The sequence below is a fragment of the Brevibacterium sp. ZH18 genome, from assembly GCF_022748595.1.
Lineage (GTDB): Bacteria > Actinomycetota > Actinomycetes > Actinomycetales > Brevibacteriaceae > Brevibacterium.
In genome coordinates, this window is the sequence record NZ_JALDSX010000003.1 from 91,901 (window position 1) to 112,154 (window position 20,254).

At 63.1% G+C, this 20,254-nt stretch carries 15 protein-coding genes; 11 read left to right on the forward strand and 4 right to left on the reverse strand.

Features of this window, described 5'->3' with window-relative positions; genetic code table 11:
- Positions 1-39: 39 nt before the first annotated feature.
- The 8 genes from sepF to nrdR all read left to right on the forward strand — a co-directional run bounded on the left by sepF (position 40) and on the right by nrdR (position 9,373).
- Positions 40-528: a cell division protein SepF gene (gene sepF / locus MPN20_RS02045; RefSeq protein ID WP_242778892.1), complete on the forward strand. Its 489-nt coding sequence runs from the start codon at positions 40-42 to the stop codon at positions 526-528.
- A gap of 254 nt (positions 529-782) precedes the next feature.
- Positions 783-1,082, forward strand: coding sequence for a YggT family protein (locus tag MPN20_RS02050; RefSeq protein WP_242778895.1), 300 nt, complete (start codon positions 783-785; stop codon positions 1,080-1,082).
- A 341-nt stretch (positions 1,083-1,423) separates the two neighbouring features.
- Positions 1,424-2,275 carry a DivIVA domain-containing protein gene (locus tag MPN20_RS02055; RefSeq protein WP_242778898.1) on the forward strand — a complete coding sequence of 284 codons (852 nt, stop codon included), beginning with the start codon at positions 1,424-1,426 and terminating at the stop codon, positions 2,273-2,275.
- A gap of 132 nt (positions 2,276-2,407) precedes the next feature.
- Positions 2,408-2,953, forward strand: coding sequence for a signal peptidase II (locus MPN20_RS02060; protein ID WP_242778901.1), 546 nt, complete (start codon positions 2,408-2,410; stop codon positions 2,951-2,953).
- Positions 2,946-3,869 (forward strand): RluA family pseudouridine synthase, encoded by a 924-nt coding sequence (locus tag MPN20_RS02065; RefSeq protein WP_242778904.1) that lies wholly within the window; start codon positions 2,946-2,948, stop codon positions 3,867-3,869. Before MPN20_RS02060 ends, MPN20_RS02065 begins: the two co-directional genes overlap by 8 nt.
- 96 nt (positions 3,870-3,965) lie before the next feature.
- Positions 3,966-7,523: a DNA polymerase III subunit alpha gene (dnaE, locus tag MPN20_RS02070; protein WP_347566789.1), complete on the forward strand. Its 3,558-nt coding sequence runs from the start codon at positions 3,966-3,968 to the stop codon at positions 7,521-7,523.
- Positions 7,524-7,562: 39 nt separating this feature from the next.
- Positions 7,563-8,873 (forward strand): histidinol dehydrogenase, encoded by a 1,311-nt coding sequence (gene hisD / locus MPN20_RS02075; protein WP_242778907.1) that lies wholly within the window; start codon positions 7,563-7,565, stop codon positions 8,871-8,873.
- Between the two features lie 2 nt (positions 8,874-8,875).
- Positions 8,876-9,373 (forward strand): transcriptional regulator NrdR, encoded by a 498-nt coding sequence (gene nrdR, locus MPN20_RS02080; protein WP_242778910.1) that lies wholly within the window; start codon positions 8,876-8,878, stop codon positions 9,371-9,373.
- 348 nt (positions 9,374-9,721) lie between these two features.
- On the opposite strand, the gene MPN20_RS02085 is transcribed toward nrdR, so the two are convergent.
- A complete protein-coding gene (locus tag MPN20_RS02085; protein WP_242778914.1) occupies positions 9,722-11,932 on the reverse strand; it encodes a UvrD-helicase domain-containing protein in 2,211 nt (736 codons plus the stop codon).
- An 86-nt stretch (positions 11,933-12,018) separates the two neighbouring features.
- Entirely contained in the window at positions 12,019-12,741 is a 723-nt protein-coding gene (locus MPN20_RS02090) for a fused MFS/spermidine synthase (RefSeq protein WP_242778917.1), read from the reverse strand.
- Positions 12,742-12,974: 233 nt separating this feature from the next.
- Between MPN20_RS02090 and MPN20_RS02095 the strand changes: the two genes are divergently transcribed.
- Positions 12,975-14,258: a DUF4192 family protein gene (locus MPN20_RS02095; RefSeq protein ID WP_242778920.1), complete on the forward strand. Its 1,284-nt coding sequence runs from the start codon at positions 12,975-12,977 to the stop codon at positions 14,256-14,258.
- Positions 14,259-14,405: 147 nt separating this feature from the next.
- The gene (locus tag MPN20_RS02100; protein WP_242778923.1) at positions 14,406-15,926 is read left to right on the forward strand and encodes an RNA polymerase sigma factor; all 1,521 of its coding nucleotides are present in this window, start codon (positions 14,406-14,408) and stop codon (positions 15,924-15,926) included.
- A gap of 174 nt (positions 15,927-16,100) precedes the next feature.
- Here the strand turns inward: MPN20_RS02100 and MPN20_RS02105 are convergent, their stop codons facing one another.
- A complete protein-coding gene (locus MPN20_RS02105) occupies positions 16,101-16,922 on the reverse strand; it encodes an N-acetylmuramoyl-L-alanine amidase (RefSeq protein WP_242778925.1) in 822 nt (273 codons plus the stop codon).
- A 127-nt stretch (positions 16,923-17,049) separates the two neighbouring features.
- Here MPN20_RS02105 and MPN20_RS02110 point away from each other — a divergent pair, with 127 nt between their 5' ends.
- Positions 17,050-19,161, forward strand: a complete 2,112-nt coding sequence (locus MPN20_RS02110; RefSeq protein WP_242778928.1) for a DNA topoisomerase IV subunit B — start codon at positions 17,050-17,052, stop codon at positions 19,159-19,161.
- 186 nt (positions 19,162-19,347) lie between these two features.
- Here the strand turns inward: MPN20_RS02110 and MPN20_RS02115 are convergent, their stop codons facing one another.
- Positions 19,348-20,241, reverse strand: coding sequence for a M56 family metallopeptidase (locus MPN20_RS02115; RefSeq protein WP_242778931.1), 894 nt, complete (start codon positions 20,239-20,241; stop codon positions 19,348-19,350).
- Between the last annotated feature and the right edge of the window lie 13 nt (positions 20,242-20,254).

The following is a 20,254-nucleotide window of genomic DNA, read 5'->3' on the forward strand; positions in this document are numbered from 1 at the left end:
CGGCAGGCGTGCAAGTGCCGAAGGCCGAGGAGTGAAGATATGTCAGCAATCAAGAAGACGCTTGAATACTTGGGTTTCGTCGAGGAAGAGGACGAGACTCTCGATCGTCGCGACCGTGAAGTCGTTGAGACGTATGACGAGCCCGTCGAGGAACGTGTCGAGGAAGAGGAACGTCCCTCGGCACAGGTGACTCCGATCCATCCGTCACCGATTCGTCCAGTTGACACCCCGGCGCCAGGAATCTCTATGAATCGCATCAAGACAATCCATCCCCGCAGCTACAACGACGCCATGGTGATCGGCTCCGCTTTCCGCGAAGGCACCCCGGTCATCATGAACCTGTCCGAGATGGATGAGAACAACTCCAAGCGACTCGTCGACTTCTCAGCTGGCCTGATCTTCGGCTTGCACGGATCGATCGAGCGCGTGACGAACAAGGTGTTCCTGCTGACTCCGGAGAGCATCGAAGTCACGGGAGAGAACGAATCCGATCCGGACACTCAGGCGAGCTTCTTCAACCAGAGCTGACAGTTCCGTCCGAGTCGGACGGACTCTCGACGGTGCCGACACACGCTGGTCGGCACCGGTCTGGCTCGCGTTGCCTCTGGTCGCCCCCGACGCCGGAGGCGTTCGGCCCCAAGATGGTCGACCGCTTCCCGCGGATGGTCGACCGCTCTCCCGCGGGCGCGCCCGACCGGCCGGTTTCTGAACTTCTGCACAGCTCGGACCGATAGACTAGTCCTCGACAGTCAAGCACCAACGAAAGGCGCGAGGGAACACACGTGTCAATCATCTTCTACATCCTCGGCACAGCACTCAGCCTTTATGTCTACGTGCTCCTTGCACGAGTGGTTCTCGACCTCGTGCAGGTCTTCTCCCGGGACTGGAAGCCCGCAGGTTTCTTCCTCGTCCTCGCTGAGATCGTCTACACACTCACCGACCCGCCGCTGCGCCTCCTGCGCAAGGTGATTCCGCCGTTGCGTCTGGGTCAGATCTCGCTCGATCTGGGATTCATCGTCCTGTTGATCGGCATCCAGATCATCGCGTCGGTCTTCTTCAATCTGTCCCACACCGGAATCTGAGCCCGGAATCTGTGCCCGGAACCTGAGTCTGGGACTGGCTGAGGCTTGACTCGCTGAGCCCGGGACTGGCTGAGGCCGGGCTCGCCGAGGCTGGACCCGGTTCGCATGTCCGAGGGCAGCGGGCCGGATCTTTCGTTCCACCCTTGACCAATGCCCCTGACCAGCGCCCCGGTTAGCCTAATCGCCCGGGGGATTGTTAGGCTCAATGTGTAAATGTTCGTCAAACAGCGCGTAACTCGGCATTTCTGCAGGACAAGACTGCAGGTGTTACGCTAATGTGACGTTGAAGCCGTCCTCCGGGACGGCAGCGTAATGAATGTAGATCGACCAAAGGTGACCTCATGGCGCTCACGCCTGAAGACGTAGTAAACAAGCGGTTCCAGCATGTGAAGTTCCGCGACGGGTACGACCAGGATGAAGTCGACGATTTCCTCGACGAGGTAGTCGTTGAGATTCGCCGTCTCTACCAGGAGAACGACGAACTGCGTCAGAAGCTCTCGACCGCTGAACAGCGTGTCAAGGAGCTCGAAGCCGGCGGCGGTTCCGCTGCGGCTCCGGCCCAGGACATCGACGCCACTCAGGCTGTGCCCGCTGCAGTTCCGGCTCCTTCCGAGTCGAGCAAGTCGGCAGCTCCGAAGGAAGAGAAGGTCCCGGAGGCTCCAGCAGCTCCGAAGGTCACCGAAGAGCCCTCGGCTCCGTCGGCACCTGTGGTCAAGGACGCCGCTCCGGCTCCGCAGACCAAGGCTCCGAGCGAGTCCGCGCCTGCCGGCAACAACTCCGCAGCTCCTGCCGCTGCCGCCGGTGGCGCAACTGCCGGTGCCGGACTCGGCGCAGGATTCTCCGGCGACGGAGACGCACACGGTCTGATCGCTTTGGCTCAGCGCGTCCATGACGAGTATGTTGCCGAAGGTGAGCGCAAGCGCGACGAACTCATCAAGGGTGCGGAAGCTGAAGCTCAGGACATCGTCGGCAAGGCCGAGACGAAGCGCGACGAGATCCTGTCGACCCTCGAGTCGCAGAAGTCGACCCTCGAGCGTTCGATCGATCAGCTGTCGAACTTCGAGCGTCAGTACCGCACACGCCTCAAGAGCTACCTCAACGACCAGTTGCGGGATCTCGAGAACTCCACGAGCCTGGCTCCGGAGACCCTCGACGGGAACTCGTTCGGTTCGTCCTCGAACCACAAGCTCTGAGTCTCAAACACACACATCCGAGGTCCGGGAACTCTCAGGAGTTCCCGGACCTCCTTTGTGCCGCGAACCGCACCTCCGCGAGGTCGTCGGCAGTCGTCCTGAGCCCCGAGTCAGTGAGCTAGAATGAGCCAAATGAACGAGCGTGCCTCCGAGGCGAAACCCCTCCGTCGCAGAATGCTCCTGATGCTGTTCGGCATCGCCGCAGTCGTCCTTCTCGTGGACCAGATCACGAAGTTCTTCGCCGTCAGATTCCTCGAAGGACAGCCGCCGGTTCCTGTCATCGGAACGCTGGCAGGATTCGACTTCTATCGCAATCCGGGCGCCGCGCTGGGCATGGGTGCCGGAATCACCTGGATCTTCCCGCTCATCGCGATTGCCGTGTTCATTGCGATCATCGTGTTGGCACGAAAGCTGGGATCACGAGCCTGGGCCATCGGGCTGGGACTGCTCCTGGGCGGACTGTTCGGCAATCTGGCCGATCGTCTGTTTCAGCCGCCTGGGTTTCTCCGCGGCGCCGTCGTCGACTTCATCGACCTCTCCCTTTTCATCTGCAATGTCGCCGACATTGCCATTTCCGCAGCTGCCGTCACCCTGGTGGTGACCAGTCTGCGAGGCATCGATCTGGACGGTTCGGACTCGAAGCACTCACGCACGATCAGAGAGGACACACATGACTGAACGCTCGATTCTGGTACCCGAGGGGCTTGAGGGCCAGCGCGTGGACTCAGCCTTGTCGAAGGTGCTGGGACTCTCCCGCACTGCGGCTGCAGAGATCTGCGCCGACGGGGGAGTGCAGCTGTCGGGTCGCGTCGTGGGCAAATCCGATCGTGTCACCGCCGGGGAACGCCTCGACATCATGATGCCCGAACCCAAACGCCCGCTCGAGGTCGTCGCCGACCCGGTCCCTGGGATGCGAATCGTCCATGACGAAGACGCCTTCGTCGTCGTCGACAAACCTGTTGGCGTTGCCGCACACCCGGCTCTTGGATGGACGGGACGGACAGTCGTCGGCGGACTGGCCGCTGCCGGATACCGGATTTCGACGTCGGGTGCGGCCGAGCGGCAGGGCATCGTGCAACGCCTCGATGTCGGCACCTCCGGACTGATGGTCGTCGCGAAGAGCGAATACGCCTACAGCGTCCTCAAACGCGCGTTCAAAGAGCGCACAGTCGAGAAGACCTATCACGCTCTCGTGCAAGGACTGCCCGATCCTGTCCTTGGAACCATCGACGCGCCCATTGCTCGGCATCCACGCCACGATGGTCTCTACGCCGTCCACAGCGGCGGGAAGAATGCCATCACGCACTATGAGGTCCTCGAGGCGCACCGCCGTGCCGCGCTCGTCGAAGTTCACCTTGAGACCGGACGCACCCACCAGATTCGCGTTCACTTCTCCGCCGTGAAGCACCCGTGTGCCGGTGATCTGCCTTACGGTGCCGACCCGTCGCTGGCGAAGGATCTGGGCTTGGAACGCCAGTGGCTGCACGCGGTCAAGCTCGGTTTCCACCATCCCGACTCGAATCAGTGGGTCGAGTTCGAGAGCGGATATCCCGAGGATCTGCAGATCGCCATCGATCGGATCCGTACTCCCTGAGGTCGGCTGCGCTCACGTCCGCAGCACCTTCTGACACCCTCGGCGATGGTCTAAGCTGGGGTCGCAACACAGGTCACGAACCACGGAAGGCTGCCAGTGCCGAAAGACGATTTCGTCCATCTCCACGTCCACACCGAGTACTCCATGTTGGACGGTGCGGCCCGCCTCACCGATCTGATGGCGGCGACGAAGGCCTCGGGGATGTCGGCCATCGCGACCACCGACCACGGGTACCTCTTCGGAGCCTTCGACTTCTGGTCCCAGGCGACTGCGGCCGGCATCAAACCCATCATCGGCGTCGAAGCCTATGTCACCCCGGGAACAGACCGTCGTGACAAGACGAGGGTGAAATGGCGGACCGAGGAATCACAGAAGCGCGATGACCTCTCCGGCGGTGGTCTCTACACCCACATGACCCTGCTGTCGAAGAACAACACCGGCATGCGCAACCTCTTCAAGGCCTCGTCCTATGCCTCACTCGACTCGGTGACCGCGAAATGGCCGCGCCTCGACCAAGATCTGCTCGAGACCTATTCGGAAGGTCTCATCGCGACGACGGGCTGCCCTTCCGGAGAGATCCAGACCCGTCTGCGCCTAGGCCAGTACGAGGAGGCCAAAGCCGCAGCAGGTAAGTATCGGGAGCTCTTCGGGCCCGAGAACTACTACTGCGAGCTCATGGACCACGGCCTGTCCATCGAGAAGCGGGTGACCAAGGACCTCCTGCGTCTGTCGAAGGAGATGGACATTCCGTTGGTTGCGACCAACGACCTGCACTACACCCACGAATCGGATGCGAAGGCCCACGAGGCGCTGCTGGCCATCCAGTCGGGGTCGAAGCTCATCGAGCCGACCTATGACCAGGGCGGATCGCGCTTCGCCTTCTCCGGCTCCGGGTATTACCTCAAGACCCCGGCGGAGATGCGGGCGCTGTTCTCCGAGTTCCCCGAGGCATGTGACAACACCCTCGAGATCGCTGAGAAGTGCGAGGTCTCCTTCGACACCTCGGCGAACTACATGCCGAAGTTCCCCTGCCCGCCGGGAGAGGACGAGACCTCATGGCTGATCAAGGAGGTCGCGAAGGGACTCGACTACCGCTATCCGGGCGGCGTCCCCGACGATGTCCGCAAACAGGCCGACTACGAGCTCGACATCATCATCTCGATGGGCTTCCCCGGCTACTTCCTCGTCGTCGCCGACTTCATCAACTGGTCGAAGGACAACGGCATCCGGGTCGGACCCGGCCGTGGCTCGGGCGCAGGCTCCATGGTGGCCTACGCGATGCGCATCACCGACCTCGATCCGCTGCAGCACGGACTGTTCTTCGAGCGCTTCCTCAACCCGGACCGCGTGTCCATGCCCGACTTCGACGTCGACTTCGATGATCGTCGCCGCGGCGAGGTCATCGACTATGTGACACGGAAGTACGGCGACGAGCGTGTGGCGATGATCGTCACCTACGGCACGATCAAGACGAAGATGGCGCTCAAGGACTCCGCGCGTGTGCTCGGCAAGCCCTTCTCGATGGGCGATCGTCTGACGAAGGCTCTGCCACCGGCAGAGATGGCCAAGGACATCCCGCTCAAGGACATCGAGAACCCCGACTCCAAGCGCTACAAAGAGGCCGGCGAATTCCGCGAGCTCGTCGACACCGACCCCGAGGCGCGCGAGACCTTCGAGACCGCCAAGGGCATTGAAGGCCTGAAGCGCCAGTGGGGCGTGCACGCCGCGGGCGTCATCATGTCCTCGGATCCGATCATCGACGTCGTCCCGATCATGCGCCGATTCCAGGACGGGCAGGTGATCACCCAGTTCGACTACCCGACGTCCGAGGGCCTCGGCCTCATCAAGATGGACTTCCTGGGTCTGAGGAACCTGACGATCATCTCCGACGCGGTTGAGAACATCAAGACCAACCGCGATTTCGACCTCGACCTCGAACATCTCGAGCTCGACGATCAGGGCGCCTACGATCTGCTGTCGCGGGGTGACACCCTCGGCGTCTTCCAGCTCGACGGCGGTGGTCTGCGAGCCCTCCTGCGGCTGATGAAGCCCGACAACTTCGAAGACATCTCCGCGACCATTGCGCTGTACCGTCCGGGCCCCATGGGTGCGGACTCCCATACGAACTTCGCGCTGCGCAAGAATGGTCTCCAGGAAGTCACTCCGATCCACCCGGAGCTCGAAGAGCCTCTCCAGGACATTCTCGGCACCACCTACGGCCTCATCATCTACCAGGAGCAGGTGATGGCGATCGCGCAGAAGGTCGCTGGCTATTCGCTGGGCCAAGCCGACATTCTGCGTCGCGCCATGGGTAAGAAGAAGAAGTCGGAGCTGGACAAGCAGCAGGTCGGGTTCTTCGGCGGCATGAAGGAGCGCGGCTATTCGGAACCCGCTGCTCAGGCGCTGTGGGACATCCTGCTCCCGTTCTCCGACTATGCGTTCAACAAGGCCCACTCCGCAGCCTATGGACTCGTGTCCTACTGGACGGCCTTCCTCAAGGCGCACTACACGGCCGAATACATGGCCGCCCTGCTGACATCGGTGGGCGACAACAAGGACAAGCTCGCGATCTACCTCAATGAGTGCCGGCGGCTGGGCATCACCGTACTTCCGCCCGACGTCAACGAGTCCTCGCTGCATTTCACCCCTGTCGGAACGGACATCCGCTTCGGCTTGGGAGCAGTGCGCAACGTCGGCGCCAATGTGGTCGACGGGATCGTCGAAGCTCGCGCGGAGAAGAGCGCCTTCACCTCCTTCACCGACTTCCTCGACAAGGTCCCCAGCCACGTCTGCAACAAGCGCACCATCGAATCACTGATCAAGTCCGGCGGCTTCGACTCCCTGGGCCACACCCGTCGGTCGCTGGTCGAGGTGCACGAAGAAGCCGTCGACTCGGTCATCGGCGTTAAGCGGCAGGAGGCCAACGGCCAGTTTGACCTGTTCGCGGGCCTCGGCGGAGGCGACGACGGGCCCAGCTTCTCGGTCGCGATCCCCGACCGCCCCGAATGGGAGAAGAAGGAGAAGCTCGCGTTCGAGCGCGACATGATCGGCCTCTACGTCTCCGACCACCCGCTCAACGGACTCGAAGGCGTCCTCGCCGCCGAATCAGAGGCCTCCATCGCCGAGGTGGTCGACCCCGAGACCCACCGCCACGACGGATCGCAGGTCAAGATCTGCGGAATGATCACGCAGGTCCAGCGCAAGGTCTCGAAGAACTCGGGCAAGCCGTACGCAATCGTCACGGTGGAGGACCTCGAGGCCGAAGTCGAAGTCATGTTCTTCGGCGATACGTACGAACCCGTGGCCAGTCTGCTGGCCACCGACCTCGTCATCTCACTGACCGGCCGGATCCGTCTCTCCGACGACCGTCCGACCTCGATGATGGCGATGTCGATGACGATCCCCGATGTCACCGACCCGAAGGATCGACCGCTCAACCTCATGATGCCGATGGAAAAGGCCACCGAGGAGATGGCGGGAAAGCTGCGGCGCATCCTCGAATCGAATAAGGGACAGACAGACGTGCACCTGATCCTGTCCCAGCCGGGCAGGCAGACGGTCATGCGACTCGACCGCTCGATCCGCGTCGATCCGAATCCGAGTCTCTACGGCGACCTCAAGGCGCTGCTGGGCTCTCGCTGCTTCAGCGGCTGATTCGGGGTGCCAGGCACTGCTCGTGGCCTCGGGACTAGAATGGTGCGGGTGAACATACTGGACTTCCGCGGCGAGACCCTGAACAAGAGATTCCTCAAGCAGCGACTGCCCCGTGCGGCCGCCACCCATGCCGACATCGAACGGCGCGTGGCCGATCTGCTGGCTGAGGTCAGGACCGGCGGTTCGCATGCCGTGAAGGAATTCACTGCCCGCTTCGACTCTGTCGAACTCGAATCGCTGCGAGTGCCTGTGAGCGAGTTGGAACGCGCCGAGGCTGAGCTGGACCCTGCGGTCAAGGACGCGCTGATCGAGTCGATCTCCCGGGCGCGGAAGGTCGCTGACGACCAGCGACCCCACGACGTCCGCACCGAACTGGGCTCCGGAGCGTTCGTGACGACACGACACCTTCCGATCGAACGGGTCGGACTCTACGTACCCGGCGGTCTGGCGGTCTATCCTTCGACCGTCGTGATGAACGTCGTTCCCGCACAGGCGGCAGGAGCCGCCTCCCTGGCCATTGCGAGTCCTCCTCAGAGCAACGGCCTGCCGCACCCGACGGTGCTCGCCACGGCCAGCATCCTCGGCGTCGACGAAGTCTGGGCGATGGGCGGTGCGCAGGCCATCGGTGCCTTGGCCTACGGCCTCGACGACGATGAGGAACTGGCTCCCGTCGACCTCATCACCGGCCCCGGCAATGCCTATGTGGCGGCGGCGAAGTCGCTCATGCGCTCTCAGGTCGGCATCGATGCGGTGGCCGGACCCACGGAGATCATCATCCTCGCGGACTCCACCGCTGACCCGTCGTTCGTCGCAGCCGACCTCATCAGTCAGGCAGAACACGATGAACTAGCCGCCTCCGTCCTCGTCACGGACTCGACCGAGCTGGCCGACCAGGTGCGGGCCGAACTCGAAGTTCAGGCGCCGGCTGCAGCCCACTCGGATCGCATCGGCGTCGCCCTGGCCGGAGATCAGTCGGCCATCGTCCTCGTCGATGACCTCGACGCGGGCATCGCCGTGGTCAACGGCTATGCCGGCGAACACGTCGAGGTCCACACCGCCGACGCTTCAGCAGCGGCGCAGCGGATCACCAACGGGGGAGCCGTGTTCGTGGGTGACTGGGCGCCGGTCGCACTCGGCGACTACTGTGCCGGCTCGAACCACGTTCTGCCGACGATGGGAACCGCCGCCCACGGCTCCGGCCTGGGCGTGCACTCCTTCATCAAGGTCAGTCAGGTCATCGACTATGACCGTGCCGCATTGTCAGAGGTCGCCGACCATATCGCAGTGCTGTCTGCCAGCGAACAGCTCCCGGCTCACGGCCAGGCTGTTCGCATTCGGTTCGAGGAGTAGAGATGCGTTGTCCGTTCTGCCGGGAGTCCGATTCCCGAGTCGTCGATTCGAGAACCAGCGAAGACGGTGCGGCCATCCGGCGCAGGCGTCAGTGCCGCCATTGCGGCCGACGATTCACCACCATGGAGGCGACGAGTCTCTCGGTCATCAAGCGCTCAGGCGTGACCGAGGAGTTCTCGCGCCAGAAGATCATGTCCGGGGTCCGAAAGGCCTGCCAGGGACGACCGGTCAACGACGACGACCTCGCGAAGCTCGCGCAGAAGGTCGAAGAGGACATCCGTTCGAAAGGCATCGCGGAGATCGATGCCGACGAGGTGGGTCTGAGCATCCTCGAACCGCTGCGTGAGCTCGACCAGGTCGCCTACCTGCGTTTCGCCAGCGTCTACCAGGGCTTCGATTCGCTCGAGGACTTCGAGACGACGATCGACTCTCTGCGTGCAGACGCAGCACTGAAATCGGGCGAGGCCAGAGAGGCTGTGCCCGAAGATTTCCAGAACTGACGAATTCATCGAAGAATTCTCGGAGCTGAGTTCACCAGTACTGCGATAGTTGTGTAATATTGACAGTGCGCGCTTCGGCGCGCGGCCGCTTGCGGTTCGGAGGGGAAGCCGAACCGTCAGGCGGCCCTTTAATTTCCCCCGCAGAGTCTCATGGGACACCCATGGGCAACCACATCTGCACTCAGTCCACAGACGTCCGCAGGGCGCATCGGAGGCGACTCCGGTGCGCCCTGCGGCGATTTCGATGGGACTCTCGTCCGTATCCTCGGTGTGAGGTTCCTGCCTTCGCTGCGGTCCAGCGGCCGACGTGCCGGCTGGTCCGATCAGCCGACGTGCCGGCTGGTCCGATCAGCCGGCGTGGAGCTCGCTCAGCTCGGTGTCGACCGACGCCAACATCCGCAGCCGGTCAGTCGTTCTCGTCAGCGCCACATAGAGCGCACCGACGCCGTCTTCGTGACCGGTCGGGGCGATGAGCCCCGGCTCGAGGATGACAACCGAGTCGAACTCGAGGCCCTTGGCCTGCTGTGGAGTGATGACCGCGATCTGATGGTCGAGGCCGATGACGGAACGACCGATGTCGAAGCTGGCAAGCACCTCGGCGACGGAATCGATCAGGCTATCCGGAGCGATGACGGCGATCTTGCCGCCGGCCACGGCCTCGACCTCGGCGGCGACCGCAGGTGCGAGCGCATCCACGGTATCAGCAGTCGAGGCGAACGTGTCGAGTCGCGGATCGGGCCCACCCTGACGCACGGACTCGACGAGTTCGAGCTGCGGGAAATGGCGGTGCAGGTAGCGGTTCGCCAGATCCATCACCGACTGCGGAGTGCGGTAGGAGACCGTGAGCACCTGCAGAGCGTATCGGTCGCCGACGAACTCGGACAGGATTGACTCCCAGGTGCGCGAATTGTCGACGTGCGAGGACTGGGCCAGGTCGCCCACGACCGTTGCCGACTTCGACGGGACCCGGCGGAAGAGCACCCGCCACTGCATCGGTGAGAGCTCCTGGGCCTCGTCGACGACGAGGTGACCATAGGTCCACTCGCGGTCGTCGATCGCGCGCTCGGCCAATGTGATAGTCGGGCCCTCTTCCTCCCAGCGGGCGGCCAAAGACTCGGCATCGATCATCCCTGCGGTGTCAGTCATGTCGACGACGGCCTCGGCGTATTCCCGGGCAGAGTCGTCGCGGGCGGCGGTCTGCTGAGGGCTGGTTCCGAGCAGTTCGGCCAGCTCGTCGAGGAGCGGTACATCCTCGACCGTGTACGCGGAATCGGCCGGGCGTATCAGCTTCGCCTGATCGGCGGGCGAGAGCAGATTCCGGGCGGCGGCCTGCAGCTTATGCGGCTTGGACAGAAGCGCGCGCAGGGCCCCGGCAGGGTTGATCGGGAACCAGGCGAGGTTGAGCGCACGACGCACGTCGACACTCGAACGCAGCTCTTCCATCAGTTCCGGCAGTCGCTCACCGGCACCGTCGAGGCCCATCTGCCGAGCCAGGTCTTCGGCGAGGATCTTGAGCAGCCCGGAGACGAATCCGTTCCGCGCGGCATTGTGCGCATCGCCGCTGCGTCGAGCCCGTTCTCTGGCTGTGCGGACGTCGCGGCGGCGGAGCCAGATCGTGTGTGAGCCGACGCGCAGCTCTTCGTCCTGATCGGGAATCCGTTCGTAATTGGCGATGTGGTTCTTCAGCACCGCCGCCATCTCCGTCCTGCCCTTGACAACGGCGACGTCGGTGGCGTCGGCGAGTTCGGTGTCGAGGCCCGGGTAGAGCTGACCGGGGGTCAGCAGAAGAGCACCGGTCTCGCCGAGGCTGGGCAGGACCTTTTCGATGTACTTGAGGAAGACGGGGGAGGGCCCGACGAGCAGCACACCTGACTTAGCGATGCGCTCACGGTGTCGGTAGAGGAGGAAGGCAGCACGGTGGAGTGCCACCGCGGTCTTCCCGGTTCCCGGTCCGCCCTGGACTACGAGCACGCCCTGGAGAGGTTGGCGGATGATCGCGTCCTGCTCGGCCTGGATGGTGGCGACGATATCGCCCATCCGTCCGGTCCTGTGGTTGGTCAGTGCTGCGATCAGTGCGCCCTCACCCTGCAGGTTCGACCTGTCCGCGTCGTTAAGGGCCTCGAGGTCGAGTACATCGTCCTCGAGATCGGTGACCTTCCGGTTCTTCGTCACGAGGTGACGGCGACGTACGACTCCTGAGGGGTTGGCCGCCGTCGACTGATAGAAGCGCTCAGAGGCCGGCGCCCGCCAATCGATGAGGATCTGCTGGCGGTCGGCGTCTGTGAGTCCGATCCGGCCGATATAGCTCGGTTCGGGGTCGTCCTTGAGGTCGAGGCGACCGAAGCACAGACCGTCCTCGGCACTGTTGAGCCTGATCAGCTGATCCTCATACAGAGTCGCGAACGCGTCGCGTTCGCTCCGGTGCTGATGATTGCCGCCGACTTCGGTGATCCTCACTGTGCCCAATCGGGCCATGGTCTCATCGCGCAGTTCGTCGAGTCGTGCATAGAGCTCGTCGAGTTTGATCTGCTCGACGCGTATTTCTGAAGTCTCCGTCATCTCACCTTCCCAATCGGCATTCAATTATGCCGAACTTTCCTCACCGGGAGTACCCGAAAGGAAACATTCACCCTCGGTGTGTTTCGTCACAGCCCCAGACGAGCGCGCAGCGGCTGTGCCGAGAGGAAGGTCGCCATGGTCGCCGCAGTGCGCAGACTCCGGTCGAGTTCGGGGGCAGGCAAGGGTGTGTTCGACGCGATGACGACCACGTTTCCACGGCGTCGTCCCTTGAGAATCCCCGGTTCGGCGGCCGCAGCGATATGGGCGAACGACGCTGACAGGAGCTCGATCTCCGACCGGAGGACCTTGTGGTCACCGGAGTCGGGGACATTGGCGAGATAGAGTCCCGAGTCCTTGAGGATGCTCGCGCAGGTGGAGAAGAACTGATCGGTCTGCAACGCCGGTGGCACCGAATCATGGTCGAAGGCATCGCGAACGAGGACGTCGAGAGTGTCAGGGCGGAACTTCTCGACCTCCGCGGCTCCGTCGCCCGCCCGCAGCGCCAGCGCGGGGGAGCGGGGCAGATCGAACCAAGTGCGGGAGTAGTCGAGGAGAGCCGAATCGATGTCGATCGCTGTCTGCTTCGAACCGGGACGGGTCGAGTGCAGCGCCCTGGCCAATGCGCAGCCAGCGGCGCCGATGTGAACTGCCCGCAGCGGGCCGGGCGGGAACTGGAAGTCGATGATCCGCGCCATCCAGTCCAGATATTCGAAGTCCAGGCGGGCCGGGTCACTGAGTGTGATCGATGATGACGGCACTCCGTTGACATGGAGAACGTAGCTGTCGGGCTCGCCGTCGAGCTTCTCCAAGTACGCGCTCCCGGTCGAGATGTCGACGACTTGTGAGCCAGGTGCTGTGTATATCCGTCTTTTCGCCACCACTCACTTGTATGCCACATGCGTCCCGGTGGCAATTCGGCCCGCTGCTGCGTGTGGACAGCAGCGGGCACTCATGTGCGTTTCGCCTGTGGATACCCGCGCGGTTTCCACAGCCGAAGATCTCCCCCTGGTCAGGCTCTGCCTGCCGGCATTGGAGTGGAGTCATGGACACTCCAGCGAAGACAGCAGAAGATCTCATCGGCATCGTGCCTCACACCCTCGGATACGTCCCGCACAGGAGCCTGGTCGCCATCATCGTCGTCACGGACGAATCCGGTGTCCGGACCTGCGAGACGACGCTGCGCGTCGACTTCGACCTCGAGACCGCGGCGCACATCGTCTCAGAAGGAGGCGATTGGTTCGCCCAGCTCATAACCGGAGCATGCCCGGCAACGGGGGTGTTCCTCGTCCTCTACGACGACGAGTTTCTGCCTGCGTGTGCCGACGATCGCCTCGGCTCGCTTGACGTCGACTCGCTTGACCTCGACGGTGGGGGTCTCGACCTCGACTCGCTCGACGTCGACAGTGGTGGTCTCGACCTCGACGACGATGAGTACGGGCGCGTCCATCGGGGACTTGTCCGGGCCTCCGTCGATGAACTTGCGACGGCGCTGGGCGAACAGGGCATTGACACTCTGGGAGCGTGGTGGGTCAGCGAGGATCTGTTCGGACGCATCGACGACGAGGCGGATCCCGGCACCTCGCTCGAGGAGGCCTCTGCCTCAGCCTGCGCGACCGAACTGGTCGCGGGAGGGTCCTCACCCGTGGCTGAGGCCCAGGAGCTGGTGGTCAGGCCCATCTCGGCAGCCGAGTTCGCAGCCGGCAGGGAAGGGCGGACAGATGCCTGGTTGAGCATCGATGACAGTTTCGATCTGCTGACTCTGATCTATCCCCAACTGACGGACCAGCGCCGGACCGCCGCCGCCCTCGACCGGCAGACACTCGACGACCTCATGACCCTGCCTGTGGTGATGGCCATCGATTCCATCCTCAGCGAGAAATGGTCGCGGGATGCCCTCGAGATGATCCTCAGCTTCGACCACCCGAATTTTCGACCATGTGATCTCATGGGGTGCTTGCCCGGAGAACTGATGGACAGGGCACTGCGGTATTCGCGTTCTCGACAAGCCGCACAGGAGATGGTCGGACTGTCCTCGCGGCCACCCCGTCCCAGCGACATCAAGCTCAGCATCGAACTGCTCAGACGATACGTGCGCGTGGGCCACCCCGAGGTCCGAGCCACGGCCTATGCCGTGATCGCCTGGTTCGAATGGTCGTTGGGAGGATCGACGATGGCCGAGCTGTATGCCCGTGCCGCGCTTGACCTCGATCCCGATCACGCGATGGCCGGCCTCATCATCAGCGCAGTGGAGAATGGGTACCTGCCGCAATGGCTGATGGGTGCCGGCCGTGGCCCGGTGCGGTCCAATTCGCCAAGCCGGGAATAACGTGCGAAAATTGGGCGTTGACCCTGTCATTGCATCATGGGCGAACTATGCGTTCCCCGCGGGCTCGAACCTTGAGCCTCTTGACATGGGTCTTAGTAATGTCCTGGTGCATTTTGAGAAGTTTCAACGCTCGCGAAAGGTGAACACGTGCCGAGAGTCGACAAGGAATCCACGACGGTGACGGAAAAGTCGGAGGGATCGACCGCCAAGTCCGCTGCCACTGGATCCAAGACCACGGCGGCGACGGACGGGGCAAAGACGACGAAGAAGTCTGCCTCCACCACAGCTGCGGAGACCAGGACCAAGAAGACCACCACGGCAGCTCGCAAGACCGCTGCCACGAAGACGACCACTGCTAAGTCAGCGGCCGACAAGCCTGCTACGAAGACGGCGGCCGCGAAGACGACAGCGGCAAAGGCGACGACTGCCAAGGCTGCTGCGGCCAAGACGGCAGCGGAGAAGCCGGCCACGACGAAGGCTGCCGCCGCGAAGGCTGCCAAGGCTGCTCCAGCAAAGAAGGCCCCGGCGAAGGCAGGCAAGGCCGGGGCGAAGAAGAAGTCCGATGACGTTCTCGAGACGAGCGAAGAGGTCGAGCCGGCAGCGGATGCGCTCGGCACCGAGCAGAGCCCGGCAGAGGCCACCGAGACGAAGAACTCCGAAGAGAAGCAGAAGAACGCCGCAGTCACCGAGGCCGGCGGCTTCATCGTCTCTGACGCCGACGAAGAGGATGCTCCTGCTCAGCAGGTCGTATCGGCCGGCGCGACGGCCGACCCGGTCAAGGACTACCTCAAGCAGATCGGCAAGGTTGCACTGCTCAACGCGGCCGAGGAAGTCGATCTGGCCAAGCGCATCGAAGCGGGAATGTACGCCGAGCACCTCCTCAACGCGGGCGAAGTGACCGAACCCCGAGCGACGATGGACTTCAAGTGGATCATCCACGACGGTCGGATCGCGAAGAACCACCTGCTCGAGGCAAACCTCCGCCTCGTCGTGTCGTTGGCCAAGCGCTACACAGGTCGCGGAATGCTCTTCCTCGATCTCATCCAGGAAGGAAACCTGGGCCTCATCCGCGCGGTCGAGAAGTTCGACTACACGAAGGGCTTCAAGTTCTCGACCTACGCCACCTGGTGGATCCGTCAGGCCATCACCCGTGCGATGGCCGACCAGGCTCGCACCATCCGCATCCCGGTGCACATGGTCGAGGTCATCAACAAGCTCGCTCGTGTCCAGCGGCAGATGCTGCAGGACCTCGGTCGTGAGCCGAGCCCGGAAGAGCTCGCCAAGGAACTCGACATGACTCCTGAGCGCGTCGTCGAGGTCCAGAAGTACGGTCGCGAGCCGATCTCACTGCACACACCGCTGGGCGAAGACGGAGACTCCGAATTCGGCGACCTCATCGAGGACTCCGAGGCAGTCGTCCCGTCCGATTCGGTCAGCTTCACTCTGCTGCAGGAACAGCTGCACTCGGTGCTCGACACCTTGTCGGAACGTGAAGCCGGAGTTGTGTCCATGCGATTCGGACTCAACGACGGTCAGCCGAAGACCCTTGATGAGATCGGCAAGGTCTACGGCGTCACCCGTGAGCGTATTCGTCAGATCGAGTCGAAGACCATGGCGAAACTGCGTCACCCCTCACGTTCGCAGGTTCTGCGCGACTACCTCGACTGAGGTTCGATCCGGACATCCGTGTCCGGGCACCTGTCTCGTGGCATCTGAGACACATAATCGCCCATGGGCGCGGAGACACCGCGGCCATGGGCGATCGTCATTGGGCTTAAGCGACGCCGATGCTGGCGTGTTGGCGCAGTCGACTCAGCACCAGTCGACTCAGCACCAGTCGACTCAGTACCAGTCGACGATGCCCTGCATCAGGGCCTCGGCGTACTTCTTCTGACCGGACTTCGACTCCATTGCCTTGGCCTCGTCAGGATTGCGCATCTCTCCGCATTCGACGATGACTGCGGGCACCGACGCATTGTTGAGCCCAGCGAGATCCGGGCGATGTGAGATCGCATCCTTGCCATAGGCCTTGTTCGGAGTGAAGGAGTCGGCCATCGCCGCACTCATGTCCTCTGCGAGGTTGATCGACTCGTCTTCGAGCTTCTTCGTGTCGCCGGGATCGGCCACGATGACATGGAATCCTTTCACCGACGTGGATTCGCTGCCATTGGCGTGAATGCTGACCATGAGGTCGGCGTCATCGGCGAAGGTGCCCCGTTCGTCGACGCAGGGGCCGACTCCGTCATTGTCATCTCGACTCATGATCACCTTGGCGCCGGCCTCGCGCAGGGATGCGGCAAGTGTCTTCCCCACGGCCCAGGTGAAGTCCGTCTCCGGGAAGTCGGATGCGGTCGCGGTCCCCGTGGTGTTGCACGGCTTCGTTCCGCCTCGTCCGTCGGGAACCTGGCGGGCGATTTCGCTCGGGTGGGAAGCGTTGCCGCCGTTGTGCCCGGGGTCGATGGCAATCGTGCGCCCGCTGAGATCAGGTGCGGAATCAGTCGTCGGGGCCGCCTCGGTGCTGGTGTCGCCAGGGGACGGCATCGCCTCGGATGCCACCGGCGTCGTCTGCGTGTCGGAGGGCGATTCGGTTCCGCACCCGGTGAGGGCCGGCAGTGCGAGAATGGCGGCCAGCAGAGGAATCAGCGGGCGGAGACGAGAGGGCATGATGCCCATTGTTCCAGGAAAGACGCCGAACACGATGGTTTCAGGCCGATCGGGTCCCGACACGGCACGGCGGAATGCCGACAACGACGCCGCAGCGATTAGAATTTAATCGAACGAGAGGAAACGTGTGGAAGAGGAAAGTTACGGCGCCAGGCATCTGTCCGTGCTGTCGGGTCTCGAAGCAGTTCGCAAGCGACCGGGCATGTATATCGGGACAACCGATTCCCGGGGGCTGATGCACTGTCTGTGGGAGATCATCGACAACTCCGTTGATGAGGCATTGGGCGGTTTCGGCAAGTCGATCGTCATCGAACTTGCTCCCGACGGCTCTGTCGCCGTCAGCGACGACGGCCGTGGCATTCCTGTCGACATTGAACCCAAGACCGGTCTGACCGGTGTCGAGGTCGTCATGACCAAGCTCCACGCCGGCGGCAAGTTCGGCGGCGGCTCCTACGCCGCTTCGGGCGGCCTGCACGGTGTTGGTGCCTCCGTCGTCAATGCTCTCTCCGCGCGCCTCGATGTCGAGGTCACGCGCGGTTCGAAGGTTCACAAGATGTCCTTCCGCCGAGGTGTGCCCGGGCGCTTCGACGATTCCTCGGGTACGCCGGGTCCGGACAATCCATTCGAAGAGTTCAAGGAGCCGACCGGACTCGAGATCGTCGGCAAGGCGAAGCGCGGAGTCACAGGCACCCGCGTGCAGTACTGGGCAGATCCGCAGATCTTCCTCACCAAAGCACAGTTCGACTACCCGAACCTCGTCGAGCGTGCACGACAGACAGCGTTCCTCGTTCCAGGACTCGAACTGCGCATCGTCGATCGTCGCGGAGTCGCACGTGACGAGACCGGCGAAGTCATCGCCGAGCGCGTCGAAGTCTTCCGTTTCGACGGCGGCATCACCGAATTCGTCGACCATCTGTCGATCGATCCGCCGATGACGGACACCTGGCGTCTGCAGAACACCGGTCACTTCAAGGAGACCGTGCCAGTGCTTGACTCGTCGGGGCACATGGTCTCGAAGGAAGTTGACCGTGAGGTCGGCGTCGACATCGCGCTGCGATGGGGGACTGGCTACGACACGAAGATCAAATCCTTCGTCAACGTGGTGTCCACTCCGCATGGCGGCACCCACCTGGCCGGGTTCGAGCAGGCCAGTCTCAAAGCCATGCGCAAGGCAGTCGAGGCGAATGCTCGGAAGCTCAAGCTGGGCAAGGACAAACTCGAGAAGGACGATGTCATGGCCGGTCTGACCGCCGTCGTCACCGTCCAGCTCTCCGAACCGCAGTTCGAAGGACAGACTAAAGAGGTCCTCGGTACGGCAGCGGTTCGCCAGATCGTGGCGAAGACGGTCGAAGCCCAGCTCGGGGACATTTTGTCTTCGACTAAACGCGCGGAGAAGCAGCAGGCCGCAGTGCTCATGGAGAAGGTCGTCGCGGAGCTCAAATCCCGCATCTCCGCACGCACTCACAAAGAGAACCAGCGTCGCAAGACTGCACTCGAAGCGTCGTCGCTGCCTGCCAAGCTCTATGACTGCCGAGACAACGGGGTGGAGAACACCGAACTGTTCATCGTCGAGGGCGACTCGGCTATGGGTACGGCGAAGGCCGCTCGCAACTCCGATCACCAGGCGCTGTTCCCGATTCGCGGCAAGATCCTCAATGTGCAGAAGGCATCTCTGGCGGACATGCTGGCCAATGTGGAGTGCGCGGCTCTGATCCAGGTCATCGGTGCCGGGTCCGGACGCAGCTTCGACCTCGAAGCCGCCCGCTACGGCAGGGTCATCATCATGACCGATGCCGACGTCGACGGCGCGCACATCCGGACGTTGCTGCTGACCTTGTTCTTCCGCTACATGAAGCCGCTGGTCGAGCAGGGACGAGTCTTCGCAGCTGTTCCGCCGCTGCACCGCGTCGAAGTCGTAACGAAGCGCGGAACACCGAACGACGTCGTCTACACCTACTCCGAGGCTGAGCTCAACGCTCTGCTGAAGAAGCTGGAGAAGTCGAAGAAGACATACAAGGAGCCCATCCAGAGATACAAGGGGCTGGGCGAGATGGACGCGGATCAGTTGGCTGAGACCACGATGGATTCGAGTATGCGCACCCTGCGCCGAGTCACGATGGCTGATGCCGAAGCGGCGGAGAACACCTTCGAACTCCTCATGGGATCCTCCGTGGGGCCGCGCAAGGAATTCATCGTCTCTGGAGCCGCAATCCTCGACACCGAGCGCATCGACAGCTGATCGACTGGTTGGACGTCCAGTGCTGATCGACTGGGCGGACGTCGTGTGCTGATCACCCGGACGGACGTCCTGTGCTGATCACGCGGTCGGACGTCGCTCCATATCGGTCGTGCCCGCGACGGGAGCGGCTACTCAGAACCCTGACAGGATTCAGAACCCTGACAGGATTCAGAACCCTGACAGGGTTCAGAACCCAGTCAGCAGGGGAGAGAGCAGCAGCATTCCCGGTGCGAGCACCAGCACGATTGAGGCGAGGATTGCCGTCACTCTGACAGGGATCCTCGCAGAGTCGAGCGGACGGGAGAGGCGCTGGATGCGCTGAGTCGAGAGATCCTCGCGATGCTCCGGGCTGATTCTCGCAGCAGCGTGGACCGCCTGTGCGAGGATACTCGGGTCGACGTGCTCGCGTGCCTTGTCATCGGCCATGAGCTCGATGAGGCCATTGACCGAATTGAGGCCGATGGCCGTGGCGGAGAAGAACGGAAGCGCACGATGCCATGCGGCAAAGGGAATCACCAAGACGTCGTGGCGGAAGTCCAGATGGGCCCGCTCATGGGCGATGACCGCTGTGCGCTCCTGTTCACTGAGGACCTCGAGCAGACCGGTCGACAGCACTGCGGTGCCCTTCCGCGGACCCTGCGGCAGGCAGTAGGCGACGGCCTCGTCCGTTGAGATGATGCGGGTGTCGGGGTAGGTCGCCGACGGTTCGCTGAGCAGGTGGAGGATCTCATCGTGGCGCAGGCGAGTTCTGCGTGCGCTGTAGAACGTCAGAGCCAGGCAGCCGAGCAGCCGTCCGATGAGCGCAACGGCGATGATGAGGAAGATCCAGCCGAGAATCGAGAGGTCGGCGTGGGATTGTCCCTGTGCGAGGCGCCAGATTCCCTCGGGCAGACTCCGCGACGTCGGTGCCACAGCGAAGGCCAGGGCGGTTCCGATCAGTGACAGGCCACCGGAGAGTCCGACTGCCTGCCAGAGGACAACCTTTGAGATGGGGTCACCGCGAAAGCGGGAGAGCGCGGCCGGGATCGGCCACGCTAGAAGGAAGGCAAGTACCGCAAGGACGGCTCCCACGATGCTCATGATCGTGTCCGGC